The organism is Arthrobacter globiformis, from assembly GCF_030815865.1.
Taxonomy (GTDB): Bacteria; Actinomycetota; Actinomycetes; order Actinomycetales; family Micrococcaceae; genus Arthrobacter; species Arthrobacter globiformis_B.
In genome coordinates this window covers 5035132-5055710 of sequence record NZ_JAUSXI010000001.1, presented here as the reverse complement: position 1 = coordinate 5055710, position 20579 = coordinate 5035132, and the positions used below count along the sequence as shown (strand labels likewise).

The 20579-nt window shown below is 67.3% G+C and carries 17 protein-coding genes, 1 pseudogene and 1 riboswitch; of the genes and pseudogenes, 11 read left to right on the top strand and 7 right to left on the bottom strand.

The features are described 5' to 3' along the window. Positions 1–51: 51 nt before the first annotated feature. From QFZ33_RS23610 to QFZ33_RS23600, 3 genes and pseudogenes are all read left to right on the top strand, one after another. A pseudogene (locus tag QFZ33_RS23610) lies at positions 52–674 on the top strand (ECF transporter S component). Continuing rightward, on the top strand, positions 674–2308 hold the full coding sequence (locus QFZ33_RS23605) for an ABC transporter ATP-binding protein (protein WP_307031530.1): 1635 nt from the start codon (positions 674–676) through the stop codon (positions 2306–2308). The pseudogene QFZ33_RS23610 and the gene QFZ33_RS23605 overlap by 1 nt, the downstream one beginning before the upstream one ends. Next, complete coding sequence (locus QFZ33_RS23600; protein ID WP_307031529.1) at positions 2305–3108, top strand: energy-coupling factor transporter transmembrane component T family protein; 804 nt, start codon at positions 2305–2307, stop codon at positions 3106–3108. Before QFZ33_RS23605 ends, QFZ33_RS23600 begins: the two co-directional genes overlap by 4 nt. Here QFZ33_RS23600 and QFZ33_RS23595 read toward each other — a convergent pair. Further along, positions 3105–3617, bottom strand: a complete 513-nt coding sequence (locus QFZ33_RS23595; protein WP_307031527.1) for a GNAT family N-acetyltransferase — start codon at positions 3615–3617, stop codon at positions 3105–3107. The genes QFZ33_RS23600 and QFZ33_RS23595 overlap by 4 nt on opposite strands. Positions 3618–3646: 29 nt before the next feature. Continuing rightward, complete coding sequence (locus QFZ33_RS23590) at positions 3647–4618, bottom strand: hypothetical protein (RefSeq protein WP_307031525.1); 972 nt, start codon at positions 4616–4618, stop codon at positions 3647–3649. A gap of 238 nt (positions 4619–4856) precedes the next feature. Between QFZ33_RS23590 and QFZ33_RS23585 the strand changes: the two genes are divergently transcribed. The 3 genes from QFZ33_RS23585 to QFZ33_RS23575 all read left to right on the top strand — a co-directional run bounded on the left by QFZ33_RS23585 (position 4857) and on the right by QFZ33_RS23575 (position 8551). Next, the gene (locus QFZ33_RS23585; protein ID WP_307031523.1) at positions 4857–6380 is read left to right on the top strand and encodes a UDP-N-acetylglucosamine 1-carboxyvinyltransferase; all 1524 of its coding nucleotides are present in this window, start codon (positions 4857–4859) and stop codon (positions 6378–6380) included. Between the two features lie 121 nt (positions 6381–6501). Continuing rightward, entirely contained in the window at positions 6502–7737 is a 1236-nt protein-coding gene (locus QFZ33_RS23580) for a glutamate--cysteine ligase 2 (protein WP_307031521.1), read from the top strand. 160 nt (positions 7738–7897) lie between these two features. Continuing rightward, positions 7898–8551: an aspartate/glutamate racemase family protein gene (locus QFZ33_RS23575; protein ID WP_307031519.1), complete on the top strand. Its 654-nt coding sequence runs from the start codon at positions 7898–7900 to the stop codon at positions 8549–8551. Positions 8552–8582: 31 nt separating this feature from the next. Here the strand turns inward: QFZ33_RS23575 and QFZ33_RS23570 are convergent, their stop codons facing one another. After that, the gene (locus QFZ33_RS23570; RefSeq protein WP_307031517.1) at positions 8583–11141 is read right to left on the bottom strand and encodes an AMP-binding protein; all 2559 of its coding nucleotides are present in this window, start codon (positions 11139–11141) and stop codon (positions 8583–8585) included. 170 nt (positions 11142–11311) lie between these two features. Here QFZ33_RS23570 and egtA point away from each other — a divergent pair, with 170 nt between their 5' ends. The 4 genes from egtA to egtD are packed head-to-tail and all read left to right on the top strand — an operon-like array spanning position 11312 to position 15709. Then, positions 11312–12619 carry an ergothioneine biosynthesis glutamate--cysteine ligase EgtA gene (gene egtA / locus QFZ33_RS23565; RefSeq protein ID WP_307031516.1) on the top strand — a complete coding sequence of 436 codons (1308 nt, stop codon included), beginning with the start codon at positions 11312–11314 and terminating at the stop codon, positions 12617–12619. Continuing rightward, a complete protein-coding gene (gene egtB, locus QFZ33_RS23560) occupies positions 12609–13958 on the top strand; it encodes an ergothioneine biosynthesis protein EgtB (protein WP_307031513.1) in 1350 nt (449 codons plus the stop codon). The genes egtA and egtB overlap by 11 nt, the downstream gene beginning before the upstream one ends. A gap of 3 nt (positions 13959–13961) precedes the next feature. After that, positions 13962–14726 carry an ergothioneine biosynthesis protein EgtC gene (gene egtC, locus QFZ33_RS23555; protein WP_307031511.1) on the top strand — a complete coding sequence of 255 codons (765 nt, stop codon included), beginning with the start codon at positions 13962–13964 and terminating at the stop codon, positions 14724–14726. Next, on the top strand, positions 14723–15709 hold the full coding sequence (egtD, locus tag QFZ33_RS23550; protein ID WP_307031510.1) for an L-histidine N(alpha)-methyltransferase: 987 nt from the start codon (positions 14723–14725) through the stop codon (positions 15707–15709). The genes egtC and egtD overlap by 4 nt, the downstream gene beginning before the upstream one ends. Positions 15710–15765: 56 nt before the next feature. Here egtD and QFZ33_RS23545 read toward each other — a convergent pair whose 3' ends face one another. From QFZ33_RS23545 to QFZ33_RS23530, 4 genes are read right to left on the bottom strand one after another with little or no spacing between them, the layout of a single operon-like run. Then, on the bottom strand, positions 15766–16947 hold the full coding sequence (locus tag QFZ33_RS23545) for an aminotransferase class V-fold PLP-dependent enzyme (RefSeq protein ID WP_307031507.1): 1182 nt from the start codon (positions 16945–16947) through the stop codon (positions 15766–15768). Between the two features lie 23 nt (positions 16948–16970). Further along, positions 16971–18179 (bottom strand): O-succinylhomoserine sulfhydrylase, encoded by a 1209-nt coding sequence (locus tag QFZ33_RS23540; RefSeq protein WP_307031505.1) that lies wholly within the window; start codon positions 18177–18179, stop codon positions 16971–16973. Position 18180: 1 nt separating this feature from the next. Beyond that, on the bottom strand, positions 18181–18591 hold the full coding sequence (locus QFZ33_RS23535) for a rhodanese-like domain-containing protein (RefSeq protein WP_307031503.1): 411 nt from the start codon (positions 18589–18591) through the stop codon (positions 18181–18183). Then, positions 18588–18896, bottom strand: coding sequence for a DUF1737 domain-containing protein (locus tag QFZ33_RS23530; protein WP_307031501.1), 309 nt, complete (start codon positions 18894–18896; stop codon positions 18588–18590). Before QFZ33_RS23530 ends, QFZ33_RS23535 begins: the two co-directional genes overlap by 4 nt. Positions 18897–18909: 13 nt before the next feature. After that, positions 18910–19024, bottom strand: a riboswitch (SAM riboswitch). Between the two features lie 249 nt (positions 19025–19273). Between QFZ33_RS23530 and QFZ33_RS23525 the strand changes: the two genes are divergently transcribed. After that, the gene (locus tag QFZ33_RS23525; protein ID WP_307031499.1) at positions 19274–20569 is read left to right on the top strand and encodes an NtaA/DmoA family FMN-dependent monooxygenase; all 1296 of its coding nucleotides are present in this window, start codon (positions 19274–19276) and stop codon (positions 20567–20569) included. The last annotated feature ends 10 nt before the right edge of the window (positions 20570–20579 follow it).

Genomic DNA, 20579 nt, shown 5'->3' with positions numbered 1-20579 from the left:
CATCGGCAGCCGGGGGAACGCTTTCCCCTCCTGTTCCTCAGGAGGACCATCATGACAACTGCAGCAATCAAGAAGACCAGCTACAGCTGGCGCGTGGCGGACATCGTCGTGGCGGCGCTCATCGCCGTTGCCGGCGGCGTCATCTTCTGGGCCTGGTCCCAGGGCGCCAACCTCATCTCCACCCCCATCAACGCCATCTACCCGCGCCCCTGACCGGCCTCTACGCCGGCGGCTGGATGATTCCGGCGGTCCTGGGGATGCTCATCATCCGCAAGCCCGGCGCGGCCCTGTTCTGCGAGGGTGTGGCTGCTACCGGCGAGCTGCTCATGGGCTCGCAGTACGGCACCACGGTGCTCATTTCCGGCGTTCTGCAGGGCCTGGGGGCGGAGCTCGTGTTCGCCGCCTTCGCGTACCGGAAGTTCAACCTGCCCGCCTCGCTGCTTGCGGGGGCCGGTGCCGGACTGTTCTGCGGGCTCAACGACTCCTTCGCCCCCTGGGGCTGGAACATCGCCTACGCAGCAGGCGACAAGCTCGCGTACATCGTGTTCTGCGCCATTTCCGGCGCGGTCATTGCCGGCGCGCTGTCCTGGATCGCCACGCGCGGCCTGGCCAGGACAGGTGTGCTGAGCTCCTTCGCGTCCCGCAAGGCAGCCACGGAGCCCGTCTTCTCCTAATGCCCGGACAACACGACGGAGGTGTCCGCCCCGCCGCGGTCACCGCCCGCGGCTGGGGCTGGCGCCACGCCGGCCGCACCAAACCCGCGGTCCATGCCCTCGACCTGGACATCCGCCCCGGCGAGCGGGTCCTGCTGTTGGGCCCTTCCGGAGCCGGCAAGTCCACGCTGCTTCACGCCCTGGCGGGTGTGCTGGGGGACAGCGACGCGGGCGGTAGTTCCGCTGCGGGGAGTTCCGCGGACGACGCCGGGACTCCCGGCCGTGACGACGCGGACGAGAGCGGAGAGCTGCTCATCGACGGCGCGCCGCCCCGTTCCCGGCGCGGCCGCGCCGGGCTCATGCAGCAGGACCCGGAAACCCAGGTTGTGCTGTCGCGCCTCGGTGACGACGTCGCCTTCGGTGCCGAGAACCTGTCCGTGCCCCGCGACGAGATCTGGCGCCGCGTGCATGAAGCGCTGGAGGACGTCGGGCTGGCGCACCTTCCGCTGAACCACCCGACGTCGTCCCTGTCCGGCGGCCAGAAGCAGCGCCTCGCGCTTGCCGGCATCCTGGCGATGCGGCCGGGACTCATCCTGCTGGACGAGCCGACAGCGAACCTCGACCCCGCCGGCGTCCTGGAAGTCCGCGACGCCGTGGGTCGCTGCCTCGACAAGACCGGGGCCACCCTGGTGGTGGTGGAGCACCGGGTCGCGGCCTGGAAAGACCTGGTGGACCGGATCGTGGTCCTGCAGCCGGGGTCCGCCGCGGACGGAGCGGTGCTGATCGACGGGACCCCGGACGAGGTACTCGAACAGGCCCGCGGGATGCTCACCGCCGCCGGCGTCTGGGTCCCCGGCTACGTTCCCGAAACCCGGCGCCGTTCAAGTGCCAGCGTTCCGACCTCCTCCGGACATAACACCGGCCAGCTGCTGCTGGCGGCCGAAAAGCTCGCCGTGTCGCGGGAACGTCCACGCCGCCGCGGCTTCCGTTCGGTGCCTCCGGAACCGGTGCTGCGGGACGTAACGGCACAGGTCCGGGCAGGCGAAGCGCTCACCGTCACAGGTCCCAACGGCGCGGGCAAATCCACGTTTGCGCTGACTCTCGCCGGGCTGCTCCCGCCGGTGGCCGGCAAGGTGTCCGCGACTGTTGAGTTGAGCGGCGGAGCCGGAATTGACCCCTACAAGTGGAGGGCGGAGCAGCTGATCGCCCGGATCGGTACGGTGTTCCAGGAGCCCGAGCACCAGTTCGTCACCGGCCGCGTCCTGGACGAGCTGCAGTTCGGCCCCCGCCATCTGGGCCACGGCGAAGAGCGAGTCGATGAGCTGCTGGAGCGGCTGCGCCTCACGCATCTCGTGGACGCCAACCCTTACACCCTCTCCGGCGGGGAGAAACGCAGGCTGTCCGTGGCCACCGTCCTGGCGGCGCACCCCCAGGTGCTGGTGCTGGACGAGCCGACCTTCGGCCAGGACGCCAACACCTGGGCGGAGCTTGCCTCATTCCTTTCCGAACTGCTTGACGCCGGCACAGCCGTGGTGTCCGTAACCCATGACGAGGAGTTCACCCATGTGCTCGGCGGCACCGAGCTGCGGTTGGGCCCCGGCGGCCGGCCCGAGCCCAGACCCGCTGAACCAACGTCAGAACAGACGGTGACATGAGGGAAGCGCTGATACTTGTCGGAAACCGGGCGGTACTGACGCGCGCCAATCCGCTGGCCAAATTTGCGGCGGTCTTCCTCATCACCCTCGTCCTGGCGCTGTCCATCGACTGGATGTCGGCGTCGGTTGCTCTGGTGTGTGAGCTGCTGGTCTTCCCCTTGGCCGGCCTGACTTTCTCGCTGCTGTGGCAGCGCGGCTGGCCCCTGATCCTCGCGGCCGCCGTCGGCGGCTGGAGCACCTCCATCCTGTCGCCGGACAGCGGGAGAATACTGCTCGACGTCGGCCTCTGGTCCATGAGCGAAGGTTCCCTTCAGCTGGGGCTGGGTTTTCTGCTGCGGGGCCTGGCCATTGCCCTGCCTGCGGTGCTGCTGATGAGCTGCACCGATCCCACCGACCTGGCGGACGCCCTGGCGCAAAAGGCGCGGCTGCCCCACCGCTTCGTGCTCGGGACCCTGGCCGCGATGAGGCTGGTCGGCCTGATGGCCGAGGAATGGCAGACCATCGGCATGGCCAGGCGCGCCCGAGGCGTCGGATCGCGCGGCAACCCGTGGCAACGGATGCGGGCCACCCTGGGGCAGAGCTTCGGCCTCCTGGTCCAGGCCATCCGCCGCGCCACCCGGCTTGCCGTGACGATGGAGGCCCGCGGGTTCGGCGGCGCCAGCCGGACCTGGGCGCGCGTGTCCACCTACAGTGTGCTGGACGTCTGGGTGGTGCTCGGCGGAGTGCTGGTCGCTGCCGGCGCCGTGGCTGCCGCGCTGTGGGCCGGCACGTGGAACATGGTGTGGCTGCAGGGCTCCTAACCCGCCGGGTGTGCCAACCCTGCCGGCCGCGCCATCCGGATCTCGGCCAGCCCTTCCCAGTCTTCGATCGTGTCCCTGGCGCCGGTGAAGACGAAGCCGTTGCGCTGATAGAAGGCCTGGGCGCGGGGGTTGTCCTCGGCGACCCACAGCGCAGCCGCCTCGCTCCCGATCGCAGCCTCGAGCAGCGCCCGGCCGAGCCCCCTGCCATGGTGGGAGGCCAGGAGGTAGATGCCCCAGAGCTCGGTCTGCTCCCTCAGCCCTTCCTCGGTCGGAAGCGAGCCGGCAAACCCCACCAGCTTCCCGGCGTCGTCCGCTACGAACTGACGGGCCGCGTATGGGCCGTTCAGAAGGTGCCGCCACATGGTCAGCCGCTCTTCCACGCCTTGCCTGGCCATGAAGCCCGCTGAAAGCAGGTGCGTGTAGGTTTCGCGCCAGCATTCCAAGTGGAGTCGGGCCAGGGCCTCGGCGTCTTCGGGGGCGGCCTTGCGGACGCTGCAGGTGTGATCCATGGGCCGAGTCTAAATGTTCGCGGTGTGCGTCAGACGCAGGAGTGGTTGTAGTCGAAGCCTCCGGCCACAAACTGGGTGAGGACCACTTTGCCGCCTGCGGTGAGGGGCGCCGCGGAGCACATGCTCCTGGCATCGGCGGCAGTGTGCGCCCCGGCAAGCCAGCTTGGCAGGGAGTAGAGGCTGCTGGCTGAACCGATCTCGCCGACGATCTGTCCCCACTGCCGCGCCGCGGAGTAGATGCCCACCCTGGCCCCTATGCTGTGGAAAAAGTCGGTCATGCCTTCTAGGTCCGCCCGGTTGGCCGTCCTGTCGCCTGACCAACTGTTGCCCGTCTCGACATCCAGCCACCAGAGGTACGTCTCAGGGTCGGAGATGGTGCGAAGGTATGCGTCGTCGAAGGCTTTTGCGTACCCGTACATGTAGGCGCACGCCGCGTCCTCCTTGCCCTGGCAGGTGCCGTACGGGTTGGCCACTGCCTTGCCGCCGTACTCGTTGTTCACCGGCCACCAGGAGCCGCGCAGCCCGGGATTCGCGGTGTTCACATAGAGCGCAAGGCGGGGCTGGCCGGTCCCGCCAGCTGCGTCCTCCCCCCAGTCAAGCTGCTGGTGGAGGCAGGGGTTGGTAGTGTTGGCGCGCCCGTTGTTGACTCCGATAATCGCGAACGCAGGGTCGTCGGGCAGGCCGCCGCTGCACTGCGGCCACGAAGCATCGTTGCCCAATGGGACCCTGCCGGACTCTGGCGGCTGTACGGGCTGACGGGCCACCGGCCGCGGGGATTGCGGGGACGCGGGCGGCTGCGCCTGCGCGGCGCTGCTGGAAGTGGCAGAAGCCTTGGGCGACGCCTGGGTGACGGTTGATTCGGGTGCCGGGGGCGCGCCGTCGTCCAGCCTTGGTCCCGGAATGAAGCCCACGGCTGTAGCCACCACGAAGGACAGCAGCGCTGAAGCCGGACGCCCAAGAGGGTACTTCCTGCCCAGCACGGCGGAGCTGAAAATGGACACGGCGGCCTCCCATTCCCTTGTGGCCGCAACAGGTACCGCTAGCTTGCTCCCGGATGCGCGGCCGGTCAAGGCCAGTGCACGGTCCTTGACTGAGGCTGCGGAGGCCGTCACAGGTTCTGTCACACTACTGTCGCCCGTTATTGAATGCTTATGCGTATAACGGGTATATTACGGGCTGGGCGCCCCTCCTGTAGGTGACAGATGCGACGGAATAACTCATATCTGATATATTTTTCCCATGACACAACAGACTGTTGAACATGTTGGTCTTCTGCTCCGCGACGCCCGCGGCCAGAAGGGGTGGACCCAGGGCCAGTTGGCCGCGGAACTCGGCACCAGCCAAAGTGCCGTGGCCCGCATGGAACAGGGCAAGCAGAACATGAGCCTGAAAATGATCCAGCGCCTGGAGGCTATCTTCGGCCGCAGCTTCGTCCAGCTCGGCAAATCGCAGATGACCCACCTCCGCGTAGAGGGCGGCAGGACGCTTTCGGGCTCCGTTGACGTCAACACCAGCAAGAACGCCGGGGTCGCTCTTCTATGCGCCAGCCTCATCAACCGTGGCACCACGACGCTGCGCCGGCTGGCCCGGATCGAGGAGGTCAACCGCATCGTCGAGGTTCTGAGCAGCATCGGCGTCGAATGCACCTGGCTCAACGACAACGATCTCCGCCTCCGCCGGCCTGCGGACCTTGACCTGGCGTCCATGGACGCCGAGGCTGCGCGCCGGACCCGCAGCGTCATCATGCTGCTGGGTCCGCTGCTTGATGTGACCGATGAATACCGGCTGCCCTACGCCGGGGGCTGCGACCTGGGCATCCGCACCGTGGAGCCGCACATGCAGGCACTTCGGCAGTTCGGTCTGTCCGTGGAGGCCAGTTCAGGCTTCTACAGCGTGCAGGCACCTCCCACCGACGAACTGGACAGGTCCTTCGTGCTGACCGAGCGCGGCGACACCGTTACGGAGAACGCCATCATGGCCGCGGCCCACCGCTGCGGCACCACGGTCATCCGCAACGCCAGCCCCAACTACATGGTCCAGGACCTCTGCTTCTACCTGCAGCGGCTGGGCGTGGAGATCGACGGCGTTGGAACCACCACGCTAAAGATCACCGGCAAACCGACCATCGACGTCGACATCGAGTACTTCCCCTCGGAGGACCCCATCGAGGCGATGAGCCTCATCACCGCCGGCATTGTCACCAACTCAGAGGTGACCATCCGCAGGGTGCCCATCGAATTCATGGAGATAGAGCTGGCCACCCTGGAACAGATGGGCCAGCAGCTGGAGGTCTCCGGCGAGTACACGGCCCGCAACGGGCGCACCCGGCTGGTGGACGTGACCACGAAGCCCTCGGAGCTGCGCGCGCCGGAGGACAAGATCCACCCGATGCCGTTCCCCGGGCTGAACATCGATAACCTTCCGTTCTTCGCGGTGATCGCGGGCAATGCCGAGGGCCAGACCATGATCCACGACTGGGTGTACGAGAACCGCGCGATCTACTTGACGGAGCTGAACAAGCTGGGCGCCCGGATCCAGTTGCTGGACCCGCACCGCATCTACGTCAACGGCCCCACGCGCTGGCGTGCCGCGGAAGTGGGCTGCCCGCCCGCGCTGCGTCCCGCTGCCTGCCTCCTGCTGGCGATGCTGGCGGCCCGCGGAGTTTCCGAGCTGCGCAACATCTACGTCATCGAGCGCGGCTACGAGGACCTCGCGGAGCGGCTCAACACCATCGGCGCCAAGATCGAGTACTTTCAGGACTGACGTTAACTAAGCGCGAGCGGACACTTAAGCCCCTGTTGACCCGCCGGTTTGGGGCCACAAGTGTCCGTTCGCGCTTCGTCATGTCGGGGACGATTACGCTGGTCTGGCGCACAATGTAGGCATGCGGACTTTTGGCGTGGAGGAAGAGCTCCTGATCGTTGATCCGGTCAGCGGGGAGCCGCTGGCGCTCGCCGATGCGCTTCTGGCCGGCCGCAAACTCGCCGCCGACGACGCTCCGGGCAGGCCCCGGCTGCTGAAGAAAAAGGCCGAAACCAAGTGCGACGACGACGAAATGGGCCTGAGCGCCGAACTCAAGCTTGAGCAGATCGAGACGCAGACCCGTCCGTGCCTGGACCATGCGGAACTGCTGCGCCAGATCCGCGCCGGCCGTGACCTGGCCGACGAAGCCGCACAGGGCCACGGTGCACGGATTGCCGCCCTGGCCACCTCGCCGCTGGCCCTGTCCAGCCACACCACGCCGGATCCGCGCTACGCCAGGATGCTGGAACGGTTCGGCCTGACCGCCCAGGAGCAGCTCACCTGCGGCTTCCACGTCCACACCTACATCGAATCTCCGGACGAGGGCGTGGCCGTGCTGGACAGGATCAGGGACAAGCTGGCCGTCCTGATCGCGCTCAGCGCCAACTCCCCGTTCTGGAACGGCGTGGAAACCGGGTTCGAGAGCTACCGGACGCAGGCGTGGAACCGCTGGCCGTCGTCGGGCCCGTCTGCCATCTACGGCAGCCTGTCCTCCTACCGGCGCGTGGTGACCCGGCTGCTGGACAGCGGCGTGGTGCTGGACGAGGGCATGATCTACTTCGACGCACGCCTGTCCCGGAACCATCCCACCGTGGAGGTGCGGGTGGCGGACGTCTGCCTCCGCGCCGAGGACGCAGCGCTGATCGCCGTCCTGGTCCGTGCGCTCGTGGAATCGGCATGCCGGGAATGGCGTGAGGGTGTGGAGCCCGCGCCCGTGCCAACGGTGCTGCTGCGCATGGCAGCATGGCAGGCCAGCAACTTCGGCCTGCGCGGCGAACTGCTGGATTTCGGCAGTTTCCGGCCAGTGCCCGCCGGGGATGTGGTGCATTCGCTGATCGACTTCCTGGAGCCGGTGCTGGCCGAGAACGGTGAGCTGGAGCTGGCCCGGCGGGGCGTCGAGGAGATCTTCGCGCGCGGCACCGGCGCTGCTGAGCAGCGCAATGTCCGGCAGGTGGTTCTGGACAAGGCAGAGCCCGACGACGGCGGGCTGGGTGCCGTCGTTGCGCACGCCGTGCGCGCCACCCATAAGGGAACCGACGGGTACGTCGGCCCCGACGCCGAGCCCGCTCCGGAACTGCTGCGCGTCCGCCAACTCTGACCCCACACTCTAACCCCGCGCATACCAAGCGCGAACGGACAGTTAAGCCCCTCGCGCTGGTGGGGCGGGGATGTTTCCGGTGGTCATTTTCCGGTAAACCGCCTGAAATGTCGGGTGGCTAGGGTGGAAGCACAAGACCCGCCAGGGGAAGGAACGGACCATGCGCGTAGGAATCATCAGGGCTTTGACCACCACCGACCGGCGCCTGCTTAACTCGCACGGAAAGCTGCTCCGGGAGACCTTCGGCTTCGACGTGACAACGCGGTGCGTTCCGGACCAGCCCTCCGGGGTTTATGACGCCGAGTCGTTGCAGCGTGCGGTGCCCAAGGTGGTGGAACTCGCGCGGGACATGGCGCCGGACGTCGACGCGCTGGTCATCAGCTGCGCTGCCGACCCCGGATTGCCGGAGGTGCGGGCCCTGCTGGATATCCCGGTGATCGGTGCTGGCTCCGCAGCGGCCGCGGCAGCCCTCTCGTTCGGTGGCCGGGTGGGAGTGCTTGGCCTCAAACACTCGGTGCCCGGTCCCATTTCAGACGCCCTGGGTGACCGCATGCTCCTGATCGACGGGCCCGAAAGCGTGGAGACGCCCGACGGCTTCCTGCTTCCCACCGGCATCTTCGACGCGCTCGCAGCCGCCCACATGCTGGTGGACGCCGGAGCGGACGTGATCCTGGAGGCCAGTACGGGCCTGACGAGCATCGGCATGGCGGACGTCCTCCGGCGCAGACTGGGACTTCCGGTCATCGACCCCGTCATGGCCGCTGGCTCCATGCTTGTCTCCGCCGTGGCCTCGCGCGAGCTTCAGGCCGTGTGAGCCCAGGCGGTTTGAGCTTAGGCGGTCAGATTCAGGCGTTGTGGGTCTTGGGCATGTTGAGCCGGCGGCGGAGCGTGCCCAAGCTGCTCCGGCTCAACAGCCCCATGACGCGTGTGCACAGCGCCCAGTAAGCAATCCCGGCCGCCAGGGACGCCGCCACAGCAAGGGCCGGGCTGGTTGCGGCCAGTAGCGGATAGACCAGCCAGTGCACCAGGTACGCGTAGAGGGAAGCGCTGGCCAGAAGCACCGTCAGGCGCTGCAGCCCTCTGGGCACGGGGAGGGTGGGCAGCCAGGTGAGCAGCAGGATTCCGGCAACAAGCGTCAGCTCACGATTCGAATCCCCGAAGAAGCACCCGGGGACCGTGAGGATCGCGAGGACTGACACCGCACACCGCTGTATCACCGTCCGGGTCCGGGCAATGGCCCAGCCCAGGACGAACAGCCACAGGGTCGGCGACGGGTGGGGAATGCCGGGATCCACAATGTCGTAGCGCGAGAGCAGCGCGAGGCCGGTAAGGGCAAGCGGAAAGAGCAGCGGGAACCGCCGCTCGGTGCGGTCCGCCCAGGGTATGGCCAATAGGGCCGTCAGGCCCAGAAGGATGTAGACCAGCACCTCGATGAACCAGAAGTGCCACTGCGTGGTCACAGCTTCAGGGCCGACCACGGAGTTCAGGAGCAGGACATTGGCCGGCGTATACCGGTCGGTGATCAGGTAGGCCACTCCGATGAACGCCATGCTGGGCAGCGCCACCCTGGCGACGCTGGTGAGCTGGCGCCTGAGCCGGGGAAGCCGTTCCCCGCTGAGCTGGAACCGGGCGAAGTTGTAGCCGGCCACCGCCATAAGCACGTGGGCCATCCCCGGCCATTTCATCAGCCCCACGTGGGTGCTGACGATGAGCACAATGGCCACGACCCTCAGCACGATGCTGGTCTCGATCGGAGCAAAGAACCGCCGCATCTTTCCGGCAGGCTTTGTCCCCGGGTGCTGCTCCAGGTCGCAGATCGGCCGCACGTGCCAATCCGACGGGAGATGGCCCAGCAACTGCTCCAGGCGGACGGACGTGGCCACATAGGACAGCGAGTCGCCGCCGAGCGAGACGAACGTGTCGCCGTCGCCGATGTCGGTGCGCTCCAGGGTGTCGCGGAAGATCCGCCGAACGGTTTCCGGTCCCGGCCGGTCCGGCCCGGCTCCTGACGGCGCGGATTCTGCGGGCGCCGGGGTTGAGAGCGCAAGGACCGCCGGATAGTCCACTTTCCCGGTGGCCAGGCGGGGGAGATGCTCGACGGCGTGCAGCTCCAGGGCCGCACGGGGCAGTCCGATGCCCTGGGCGAGGACCTTGGCCAGCAGCTGGGTGTCGTGGCTGCCCTCGACGGCGACCACGAGTCCCTGGTCGGTGCCTGCGCTCGCCGCTTCAACGCCGAGGTCGGCCAGGATGCGCTCCACCTGGCCGAGGTCAACCCGGAGGCCAACGATCTTGACGAACCGGCTGCGCCGCCCCACGACTTCATAGACGCCGGCCGGGTGTTTCCTGGCCAGATCGCCGGTGCGGAGTTCGTGGACTGTGCGGCCGGCGCCGAGATCTTCCGGTGTCTCCGCGTAGCCGAGCATGACGTTGGGCCCGGTGTAGACGAGTTCGCCGTGCTCGAGGCCCGGCACCGGCTCGATGCGGAAGGCGCCGCCCGGCACCGGGATGCCAATGGCGCCGGGGTGTTCGGCGGCCAGCGCGGGCGGAAGGTAGGCCATCCGGGCTGTGGCTTCTGTCTGGCCGTACATCACGAACAGCTCCCAGCCCTTCCGGCGGCCGAGCTCGGCGTAGCTCTGCACACGTTCGGGGGCGAGCCGGCCACCCGCCTGCGTGACATAGCGCAGGCCGGGGAGGTCCATGCCGGCAAAGCCCACCCGTTCCAGCAGTTCGAAGGTGTACGGCACCGCCGCGAACGACGTCGCCCCGCCGGCACGGAAAAGGTCCCAGAAGCACGGGTCAACGACGGACAGGTCGGTGAGCACCAGGCTGGCGCCCCGCAGCAGGTGGCTGTTGATCACGGACAGCCCGTAGCAGTAGGACATCGGCAGGGTGGTTGCGGCACGGTCAGCAGGGCCGATGTCCAGGTACTCGGCAATCGACTCCGCGTTGGCCTGCAGATTGGCGGAGGACAGGCGCACCAGCTTGGGCGAACCCGTGGAACCGGACGTGCTGAGCAGCAGCGCGAGGTCCGGATGGAGTTCGTGCTTGGTTCCGGGCCTGCGCTCCTCAAACACCGTCTCTCCGTTGGCAGAGCGCAGCACGACGTCGGGGTCGTAAGCGGCCACCAGGGACTCGAGCGCCGCCGGCTTGTCCTCCGGCAGCAGGATCAGCGGGTGGCCGCCGACCAGGGCAGCGAGATACGCGACCAGAGAGTCGACGTCGTTCGCCGCAGCCAGTGCCACAAGGCGCCGCTGGCTGCCCAACCGGAGGGCGAGGGCATCAACCCTGCGTGCCAAGTCCCGGTAGGTGAGAGTGAAATTGTCGGTGAGAATGGCGGGCCTGTCCCCGTGACCCGCCAGATCGGCGGCGAAGGGCACCCGCGCGAAATCAAGCTGCGTGGTCACCCGAAGAGGATATTAGTTAAGGCTTACCTAAGTAAAGTTTTTCGCCGCACATGACATTTCGGATTCCGGCGTCATAGAACTGATCGCTACGGGCCGGGCCGTTGACAAGGCCGAAAAGGTGCTGTTTAGCTTGCCGCCTGAAGACAACCGCCGTCGGAAGGGAGTGTCGCGTGAACTCCGCAGCGCAGGCCGGGCGTGACCTCCGCCCGCTTTCCGAGTCCGAGGCCGAGATGTACGTGGCCTCCGTGTGCTTTAAGACGGGGCCGCCGGGTGCCGCCGGGGTGGAGGTGGAGCGACTGGTCTACGACGTCCTAAATCCACAGATCCCGGTTACGGTTGCACGGGTCAGAGGGGCGATGGCGGCATCCGCGGGGCAGTTGCCCGGCGACGGCGTGATCACCTTTGAGCCGGGCGGCCAACTGGAGGTGAGCTCCGCGTGCGCGCCCGGTCTTCCCGCTCTCGTGGAGGCAACCAGGGCAGACCTTGCGGCTGTGGAGACCCGGCTTGAGGACGCAGGCCTCTGCTTCGGCCAGGTGGCCCTGGACCCGGACCGGCCGGCTGTACGGTCCCTGGAACATCCGCGGTATGCGTCCATGGAGAGGCACTTCGCCGGCTGCGGCCCCGCTGGACGAACAATGATGTGTTCCACGGCATCACTCCAGATCTCCCTGGAAGCCGGATTCGACGGTCCTGCAACCAACGGCGCAGTGGAGCGCTGGGCGCGATTGCACAATCTTCTGCCGGTCCTCGTCGCCATGTTCGCTAATTCGCCTTTCGTTCACGGCCTGCCCAGCGGATGGCTCAGCAGCCGGCAGCGCACCTGGCTGACCATTGACCCCACCCGGACCGCCGCCGTCCCGCGTTCGAAGGATGCTCGTTCTGAGGATCCCCGCCTGGCCTGGGCTCGGTACGCGCTCGACGCACTGGTCCTGTGCATCCCTTCAGCGGAAGCCTGCTGGGACTCGCCGCAGGGGCTGACCATGCGGGACTGGCTGCGCGGGATGGGCCCCAGGCCTGCGACCCTGAGCGACCTGAATTACCACCTGACCACTCTTTTCCCGCCTGTCAGGCCGCGCGGATTCATGGAAATCAGGGTGATCGATGCGCAGGCGGGGCATGACTGGGAGCCGGTCACGGCGATGGTCACTGCGCTCATGGATGATGAACTGGCCGCCGATCTGGCCGCAGACGCCTGCGCCCCGGCCGCGTCCGTGCCCGACCCGATCAGGACCGCTGCGCGTGACGGGCTGACGAACCCGGTGCTTGCCGCGGCCGCACTGGGCTGCGCTGAAGCCGCGCTGACGGCTCTGCCGCGGTTGGGAGCGGACGCAGCCACGCGGGCCCGGACCGAAGACTTTGTGGAGCGCTATGCGGCGCGGGGCCGGTGCCCGGCGGACGAACGGCTGGACCTTTGGCAGAGAACCGGCAGTTGGTTTGCCCGGCCGGAGCACGAAGAGGATGCCGATCATGCGTACTGACCTTCCCGGGACCCCGGCCGACTCCGAAGCACTCAGGACCTTCATCGCCAACGGTCTGGAAAGGGCCAGGAAGCGCACGCATGCGCTGACCGAATGCGACGAGGAAGATCTGCTGAAGCAGCACTCGCCACTGATGTCACCACTGGTCTGGGACCTGGCTCATGTTGGCAGCCAGGAGGAACTCTGGCTGGTCCGCGACGTGGGCAAAATGGAGCCGTTGCGGTGCGACATCGACCAGATGTACGACGCCTTCCAGCATCCGCGCAGCCGCCGGACTTCGCTGCCCTTGCTCTCGCCGGAGGAGTCCCGAAAGTACATCGCCGAGGTGCGCGACAAGGCGCTCGATATCCTGGAACGTACCCCTTTGGAAGGCTCACCGCTGGTGGAGCGCGGCTTTGCCTTCGGAATGATCATCCAGCACGAGCAGCAGCACGACGAAACGATGCTGGCCACGCACCAGCTGAGGATCGGAACGCCGGTCCTGCACGGAAAACCGTTGGCGGCCAGCGTCCTGCCCAGGGACCTGAATGCGCTGCCGAAGGAAGTGCTGGTTCCTGCTGGCCCGTTCACCATGGGGACCTCGGTGGAGCCGTGGGCGCTGGACAACGAACGCCCGGCCCATACCGTGGACGTCCCCGGCTTCTGGATTGACACGGTTCCGGTGACCAACGGCGCCTACCGGTGTTTCATCGACGACGGCGGCTACCGGGACCCCCGCTGGTGGACCGGGAAAGGCTGGGACCATTGCAGGGAAGCCGGACTGGTGGCTCCCAAGTACTGGGAACGCGATGGCGGCGGGTGGGCCAGGACGCGGTTTGGCGTCGTTGAACCCGTACCCGACGATGAGCCGGTGCAGCATGTGTGCTGGTTCGAAGCGGACGCCTATGCCCGCTGGGCCGGGCGCCGGCTTCCAACCGAAGCTGAATGGGAAAAGGCGGCGCGCCATGATCCCGCGTCCGGCCGCTCCCGGCGCTACCCGTGGGGTGATGAAGACCCTGCACCGCATCACGCGAACCTTGGCGGAGCGGCCCTCCGCCCGGCTCCGGCCGGCTCCTTTCCGGCAGGTGCCTCGCCGCTGGGGGTGCGCCAGCTCATCGGCGATGTCTGGGAATGGGTCGCCAGCGACTTCCGGCCGCATCCGGGCTTCACCGCGTTCCCCTATCCGGAATACAGCGAAGTGTTTTTCGGCTCCGACTACAAGGTTCTCCGGGGCGGCTCCTGGGCGGTGGATCCTGCCGCCTGCCGGGGGACGTTCCGGAATTGGGACTACCCGATCCGGCGCCAGATCTTTGCCGGTTTCCGCACGGCGCGCGATGCAACCCTGGCGGAGGAGCGCTAGCCCATGTGCCGTCACCTGGCTTACCTCGGACTGGCGATGCCGCTGGCGGAGCTGCTGCTCACCCCCGGCAACGGACTCCTGACACAGTCCTGGGCGCCACGGCGCCAGCGGTACGGGACTGTCAACGCCGATGGTTTCGGCGTCGGGTGGTACGCGCCCGGGGATCCGGTACCTGCACGCTACCGCCGTTCCATGCCGATGTGGGCCGACAGGACCTTCGCCGACGTCGCCCGGGTTACCTCCAGCGGGGCCGTGCTGGCGGCCGTACGGTCAGCGACCCCGGGGATGTCGCCAGAGGAGTCAGCTGCCGCACCCTATGCGCACGGGCCATGGCTCTTTAGCCACAACGGACGTGTGGAGGGCTGGCCGCATGCAGTGGAGGCGCTGGCTGCCTCACTTCCGGCGTCACGTCTGCTGGCACTTGAAGCCCAGGCCGACTCTGCGCTGCTCTGGGCCCTCGTCCTGGAACGGCTCGCCGCCGGGGACTCTGCCGGCGATGCTCTGGTGCGGGTGGTCCAGGATGTCTCCGCCGTGACCCCTGGCCGGTTGAACTTTCTGCTCACCGACGGGACGGCCATTGCGGCCACGGCCGCCGGGGACACCCTCTTCTGGCGGTCCGGCCCCGGAAGTGTGGTGGTGGCAAGTGAACCAATCGACGACGATCCCGGCTGGCAGGAAGTACCGGATAACTGCCTTCTGACCGCCACCGCCAGCCGCGTCGCCGTACGTCCGATGTCCAACCTCACGAAGGAACAGGTAGCCCCTTGAGCCTCTCTGCAGATCGCTCCGACATCATTCATCATTTGCCCCCGGACCACTTGGAGCGAAGCCTGCACAGGGACGTGCTTGCGGGGCTCGGCGGGTCGCCCAAAACACTGCCGCCCAAGTGGTTCTACGACAAGCTGGGCAGCGAACTTTTTGAGCGCATCACGGGCCTGCCGGAGTACTACCCGACCCGGGCTGAACGTGAGGTGCTTGAACTTTTTGCCGGAGAGATGGCTGCCGCCTGCCCGGCTCAGACGCTTATTGAGCTAGGGTCCGGATCCTCCAGGAAGACCCCGCTGCTGCTGAATGCATTGGGCGAGGCGGGATCCCTTCGCCGTTACGTTGCCGTGGACGTCAGCGACAGCGCACTGCTGGACGCGCGTAACGAACTGGCGCCAGACTTTCCCGGCCTTGAGCTGGAGGCTGTGGCTGCAGATTTCGAAACCCAGCTGCATGTGCTACCGCGGGCGGGACGCCGGATGGTGGCGTTCCTAGGCGGCACGATCGGCAATTTCGAGCCGGCGGCCAGGGCCCGTTTCCTCTCCGCCGTCCGTGAGCTGCTCGGCAGCGACGGTGGCTCGCTGCTTCTTGGCACGGATCTGGTGAAGTCGCCAAGCGTCCTTGTTCCCGCATACGACGACGCCGAGGGGGTCACTGCCGACTTCAACCGGAACGTGCTCCGGGTTCTCAATACGCAGCTGGGCGCCGACTTTGACGTGATGGCCTTCGAACATGTGGCGGTGTGGATGCCCCAGGAAGAGTGGATCGAAATGCGGCTCCGCGCCACCAGACCGATGCTGGTGCGTCTGCCGGGCGTGGGCATGGATGTCCGGTTCCACGAAGGCGAGGAACTGCGCACCGAAATTTCCGCCAAGTTCCGCCTCGAAGGCGTGGCCAGCGAGCTGGAAGCGGCCGGGTTCTCCGTGGCAGGGCAGTGGACCGATGGGCAGAAGCGCTTCGCGATGACCCTGGCGGAAGCCAATTAGCTCGACTGCCGAGATGGGCTGCCTGCCAGGCGTACACCCGCCATATCGCAGGACGTTCACCGAAGGAGACCGACCAGCCGCCGGATCTCGGCCTCGGTGTTGTAGTAGTGAACGGAGGCGCGCACCACCATGTCCGGACCTTGCGCTGTCTGGGAGAGGACGGCGTGGGCGTCTGTAAAGGGCCCGGGGGCCACCGAGACGTTGATCCGGTGATCCGCCAGCCGGGACCTTATGCTGCCGGGCTCGCGTCCGGCAACCGAAAACGTCACGATGCCGCAGCGGGTGATCCCGCGGTCATGGACAGCCACTCCCGGAACCGCCGCCAGCTCCCTCCGCAGCTGCTCCGCGAGCCCTGCCACCCGATCCTGCACAGCGTCCAGCCCCAGGGCCAGGGCGTAGTCGACTGCCCGGCCCAAACCCAGCCTTCCCGCGGCACTGCTCTCCCAGCTTTCGAAGCGCCGGGCATCGCCGCGGACTTCAAAGCCTTCAGTGCCGGCCGGAACGGCGGAATGCCCGTCCAGCATGGCCGGTTCAAGCCGTTCCAGGACGGATGCGCGCACGTAGAGGAACGCGGTGCCCCGGGGCCCGCGCAGAAATTTGCGTCCCGTGCCCGCCAGCACGTCGCAGCCCAATGCCTGCACGTCCAAGGGCATCTGGCCCACCGACTGGCATGCGTCGAGCACAAACGGCACCCCGGCGGCACGGCAGCGCCTGCCGATCTCGGCCGCCGGATTGACCAGGCCATTGGCCATCGGCACATGAGTCAGGGCGACCATGGCGACGTTTCCACGCTCCAGCTCGGCCTGCAGATGCTCCACGTCAACCTGCCCGTGGGGGTCGTCGTCGAGAACCACAATCTGAAGGTAGTTGCGCTGCGCAAGCTGGCGCAGCGCGATGACATTGCCTCCGTATTCGGTGCGGCCGATCAGCAGCCGCATCCGGGGAAGAAAGGGAAAGCTGTACACCGCCGCCGCCCAGGCCCGGCTGCCGTTCTCTGCCAGGGCTACCTCATTCGGCTGCGCTCCGATCAGCCGGGCCACCGAGGAGTAGACATTTTCCAGTCGATCAGCAGCCTCCTCGGCCGCTTCATAGCCGCCGATTTCCTCTTCACGGCGTAAATGGCCCGTCACCGTGTCCGCCACAGGGCGGGACATGAGGGAACTTCCCGCGTTATTGAAATGGGCGACGTTCAGGACCCCGCGGGTCTGGCTGCGCACCGCTTTAACGTCAATTGGCATATCCACATCCTGCCGCCTGCGGCTCAGATCTGCTTGAGCGCCTGCTCCAGGTCCGCGACGAGGTCATCCGCATCCTCCAGGCCTACGGACAGCCGCACCACTCCATCGGTCAGCCCGATCGCGGCGCGTCCTTCCGGCCCCATGGCCCGGTGCGTCGTGGTGGCGGGATGGGTGATCAGCGACTTGGCGTCGCCCAAATTGTTGGAGATGTCGATGATCTTCAGGGCGTCCAGCAGGGCGAAGGCGGCTTCCTTGCCCGACTGGCCGGCCGTCGTCGCAAGCTCCAGCGTGAGGACGGTGCCGCCGGCCTTCATCTGCTTGGCCGCCAGTTCGAACTGCGGGTGCGACTTGAGCAGGGGGTACTTCACCCAGTTGACGGCGGGCTGGGCCTCCAGCCATCCGGCCAGGCGCAGCGCCGTGGCGGACGAGTGGTTCACGCGCAGCGCCATGGTCTCCAGGCCCTTGGTGAGGACCCAGGCATTGAATGAGGAGAGCGCCGGACCAGTGTGGCGCATGAGCTGCTTGACCGGGCCGTCGATGAATTCCTTGGTGCCCAGGATGGCTCCGCCCATCACCCGGCCCTGGCCGTCGATGTGCTTGGTGCCGGAGTAGACCACCACGTCCGCGCCGAGGTCTCCGCAGCGCTGCAGCAGCGGGGTGGCGAAGACGTTGTCCGCCACAACCTTGGCGCCGGCGGCGTGGGCGAGTTCGCTGACCGCCGCGATGTCCACGATTTCCTGCATGGGATTGGACGGGGATTCGAAGAAGACGGCCGTGGTGGGCACAGAGAGGGCCGCGCGCCACTGCTCGAGGTCCGGACCGTCCACGAACACCGTCTCCACACCCCAGCGCGGCAGGATTTCGTTGAGGATCACGAAGCAGGAGCCGAACAAGGAACGACTGGCGACCACCCGGTCCCCGGCCCCGAGCAGGGCGCCCAGGGCGGTGAACACGGCGGACATTCCGGACGCCGTCGCAAAGCACGCCTCAGTGCCTTCGAGGAGGCGGAGCCGTTCCTGGAAGGTGGCCACCGACGGGTTGCCGTAGCGCGAGTAGACGAAGCGTTCGTCCTCGCCGGTGAAGGCGCGCTCCGCGGCTGCGGCGGACTCGTAGACAAACCCGGAGTTCAGGAAGACGGGCTCGGTGGTCTCTTGGAAATTGGTGCGGTCAAGCCCGCCGCGGACGGCCTGGGTGTCGGGGCTCCAGCCGGCGGCGTCGTGATTAAAGGTCAACTTAGTTCTTTCCCAGGTTGGTCGGCAGGCCGCGGTTCTTCCAGCCGTTCACGGTGCGCTCACCGTAGCGGTCGGGTTCGCCCTCGAAGCCTTCGAGCACGTTGTAGGCGGTGAAACCCGCCTGGGTGGCGGCTATTGCCGCCGCGATGGAGCGCTGGCCGGAGCGGCACAGGAAAATCAGCTCCACGCCGGTGTCCTCCGGCGCCTGCTGCTTCAGCTGCTCGACGAAGTCGGGGTTGGGAATGCCGCCGGGGAAGGTCCACTGAATGAACAGGGGATCGTTGTCCGTCGCCTTTGTGTCCGGAACGCCGATGTGCGCCCATTCGCCCTCGGTGCGGACATCCACCAGGATGGCGCCCTCTTCGAGCTTGGCCCAGGCGTCCTGCGGGGTGAGGTCTCCGGCGTAGCTCATGCGTGGCCCTCGTAAGCTTCTTCGGCGAGGTCCTCGTCGGAGTCCAGCCGGTCCACGGCGGTGGCCACGGCGGCGTCAGCGGTGGCGATGGCGGCGGGCAGGATCAGGGCCTGGGCCACGATGACGGCGGTGCCGTTGAAGGTGGCGGCAGGGCTGCCGTGCAGCACGTACCCCTCGGCGAGGGCGGCCGAGATGCGCTCACAGAACGCACGGTCGTCCGGGCCCGTTATCAGGCGGTAAAACAGCTTTTCCTCGGGTTTATCCTGCTGGGATGGCAGCGTTGCAACGGCGGGGGCGTCTGACACGACGGATCTCCTTTTCTCACGCTTGCAGCTCGAAGTGGTCGATATGCCGAGTATTCACCTGAGGCACCCCGCCGTGGAAGGAGGGTTGCCGACCGGCCAGTCAGGGCTTAGTGCCGGTACTCATTACTCCCCAAAAACGTAACACTGACGACGGCGGCGCGCACCGCCGCCGTCGTCATCTTCCGTAACGCATCAAACAGCAACGGGTGGGGAGGGTCACTTGCGGCCCAATCGGGGCTGCGGAAGCGGCCGTGAGTGACCCCGCGTTGCGGTTACAAAGCAGGTGGCCGGGAGGATAATGACGGAAGATGAACCGCCGTAACGCCGGATGAAACCAGGCCGCAGTGAATGATTCGACCCCGAATACAGTGACTCCCATGCTGCACTTTGGATGGTTTGTGGGCCACGGCTTCGGGGTCCAGGGCTGGGGGACACCCGGCTACGGAATCGGCTATGACTGGAGGAAGCCCGCCCCCTACCAGCATGCGGTCCGTGAGTTTGAGCGGGCGGGACTGGACCTGTTCATCATCGAGGACTCCCTCACCGTCCCCGACACCTACGGCGGCAGCGCGGAGGTCTCGCTGGCGCAGGCATCCTTTGCACCGAAGCACGATCCGCTGGCACTGGTGCCGTACCTGCTCGCCGCCACGGAGCACATGGGCATTGTGCCCACCATCAGCGCCTCCTTCTACCCGCCGTTCACCGCGGCCCGGCTGCTGGCCACGCTGCAGCACTTCTCCAACGGGCAGCTGGGCTGGAACGTGGTGACCTCCGGCAGCGATCTTGCCGCACAGAACTACGGACTGGACCAGCAGATTGAGCACGACCTCCGCTACGAGAAGGCCGAGGAGTTCGTGGACGTCGTGCGCAAGCTCTGGCGCAGCTGGGAACCGGACGCCATCCTGGAGGACACCCGGGCAGGGATCTTCGCGGACCACACCAAGGTCCGGCCGATCCACCACGTGGGGGAGTTCTTCAGGGTCCGGGGACCGCTGAACACGGCCCCGCTGCCGGAGGAGCCGGTGCTGGTGCAGGCGGGGGCGTCCCCGCGGGGCAAGGCTTTCGCCGGTGCGAACGCGGATGTTGCGATCGCCCTAGCCCGCGGCGCCGACGGCATGAAGGCGTACCGGGACTCCATCCGCGCCGAGGCCGCCGCGGCCGGCCGGAACCCCGACGACGTCAAGGTGCTGTTCGTCCTCAAACCCACCGTCACCGGTTCCAGGGCCGAAGCGGAGGAGCTGCGGGCCGCGCGCCGGGAGCTGACCCAGCGGGACATCGACAGCCAGCTCAACTCAATCTCCTACCTGTCCGTCATCGACTTCAAGCAGTTCGACCTGGACGCGCCGCTCCCGCAGCTAAGCACCAACAGCAACCAGGGCACCTTGGAGCACTTCTCCAAGGCCGCGCCGCCGGGTTCCACGCTGCGGCAGATCCTGCAGGCACGGAGCGGCGGGGCCGGCGACAGCATCATCGGCACGGCCGAGGAGATCGCCGACTACTTCGAGGAAACCGGAGCTGCAGTGGGCGGAGACGGGTTCCTCTTCTCCGGCTTCGTCGACCCGGCGACCATTCACGGGGTGCTGGACAGGCTGGCGCCGGTGCTCCGCAGGCGGGGGCTGCTGCGGACGAGCTACGGCGATGGCGGCTTCCGCCGGAACCTGCTGGACTTCTAACGCCATGGCC

Coding starts and splice junctions, on each gene's coding strand:
- egtC (WP_307031511.1), top strand. CDS start 13,962: ATGTGCCGTCACCTGGCTTACCTCGGACTGGCGATGCCGCTGGCGGAG.
- QFZ33_RS23580 (WP_307031521.1), top strand. CDS start 6,502: ATGCGGACTTTTGGCGTGGAGGAAGAGCTCCTGATCGTTGATCCGGTC.
- QFZ33_RS23535 (WP_307031503.1), bottom strand. CDS start 18,591: ATGAGCTACGCCGGAGACCTCACCCCGCAGGACGCCTGGGCCAAGCTC.
- QFZ33_RS23605 (WP_307031530.1), top strand. CDS start 674: ATGCCCGGACAACACGACGGAGGTGTCCGCCCCGCCGCGGTCACCGCC.
- QFZ33_RS23545 (WP_307031507.1), bottom strand. CDS start 16,947: ATGCCAATTGACGTTAAAGCGGTGCGCAGCCAGACCCGCGGGGTCCTG.
- egtB (WP_307031513.1), top strand. CDS start 12,609: ATGCGTACTGACCTTCCCGGGACCCCGGCCGACTCCGAAGCACTCAGG.
- QFZ33_RS23595 (WP_307031527.1), bottom strand. CDS start 3,617: ATGGATCACACCTGCAGCGTCCGCAAGGCCGCCCCCGAAGACGCCGAG.
- QFZ33_RS23525 (WP_307031499.1), top strand. CDS start 19,274: ATGCTGCACTTTGGATGGTTTGTGGGCCACGGCTTCGGGGTCCAGGGC.
- QFZ33_RS23600 (WP_307031529.1), top strand. CDS start 2,305: ATGAGGGAAGCGCTGATACTTGTCGGAAACCGGGCGGTACTGACGCGC.
- QFZ33_RS23575 (WP_307031519.1), top strand. CDS start 7,898: ATGCGCGTAGGAATCATCAGGGCTTTGACCACCACCGACCGGCGCCTG.
- QFZ33_RS23585 (WP_307031523.1), top strand. CDS start 4,857: ATGACACAACAGACTGTTGAACATGTTGGTCTTCTGCTCCGCGACGCC.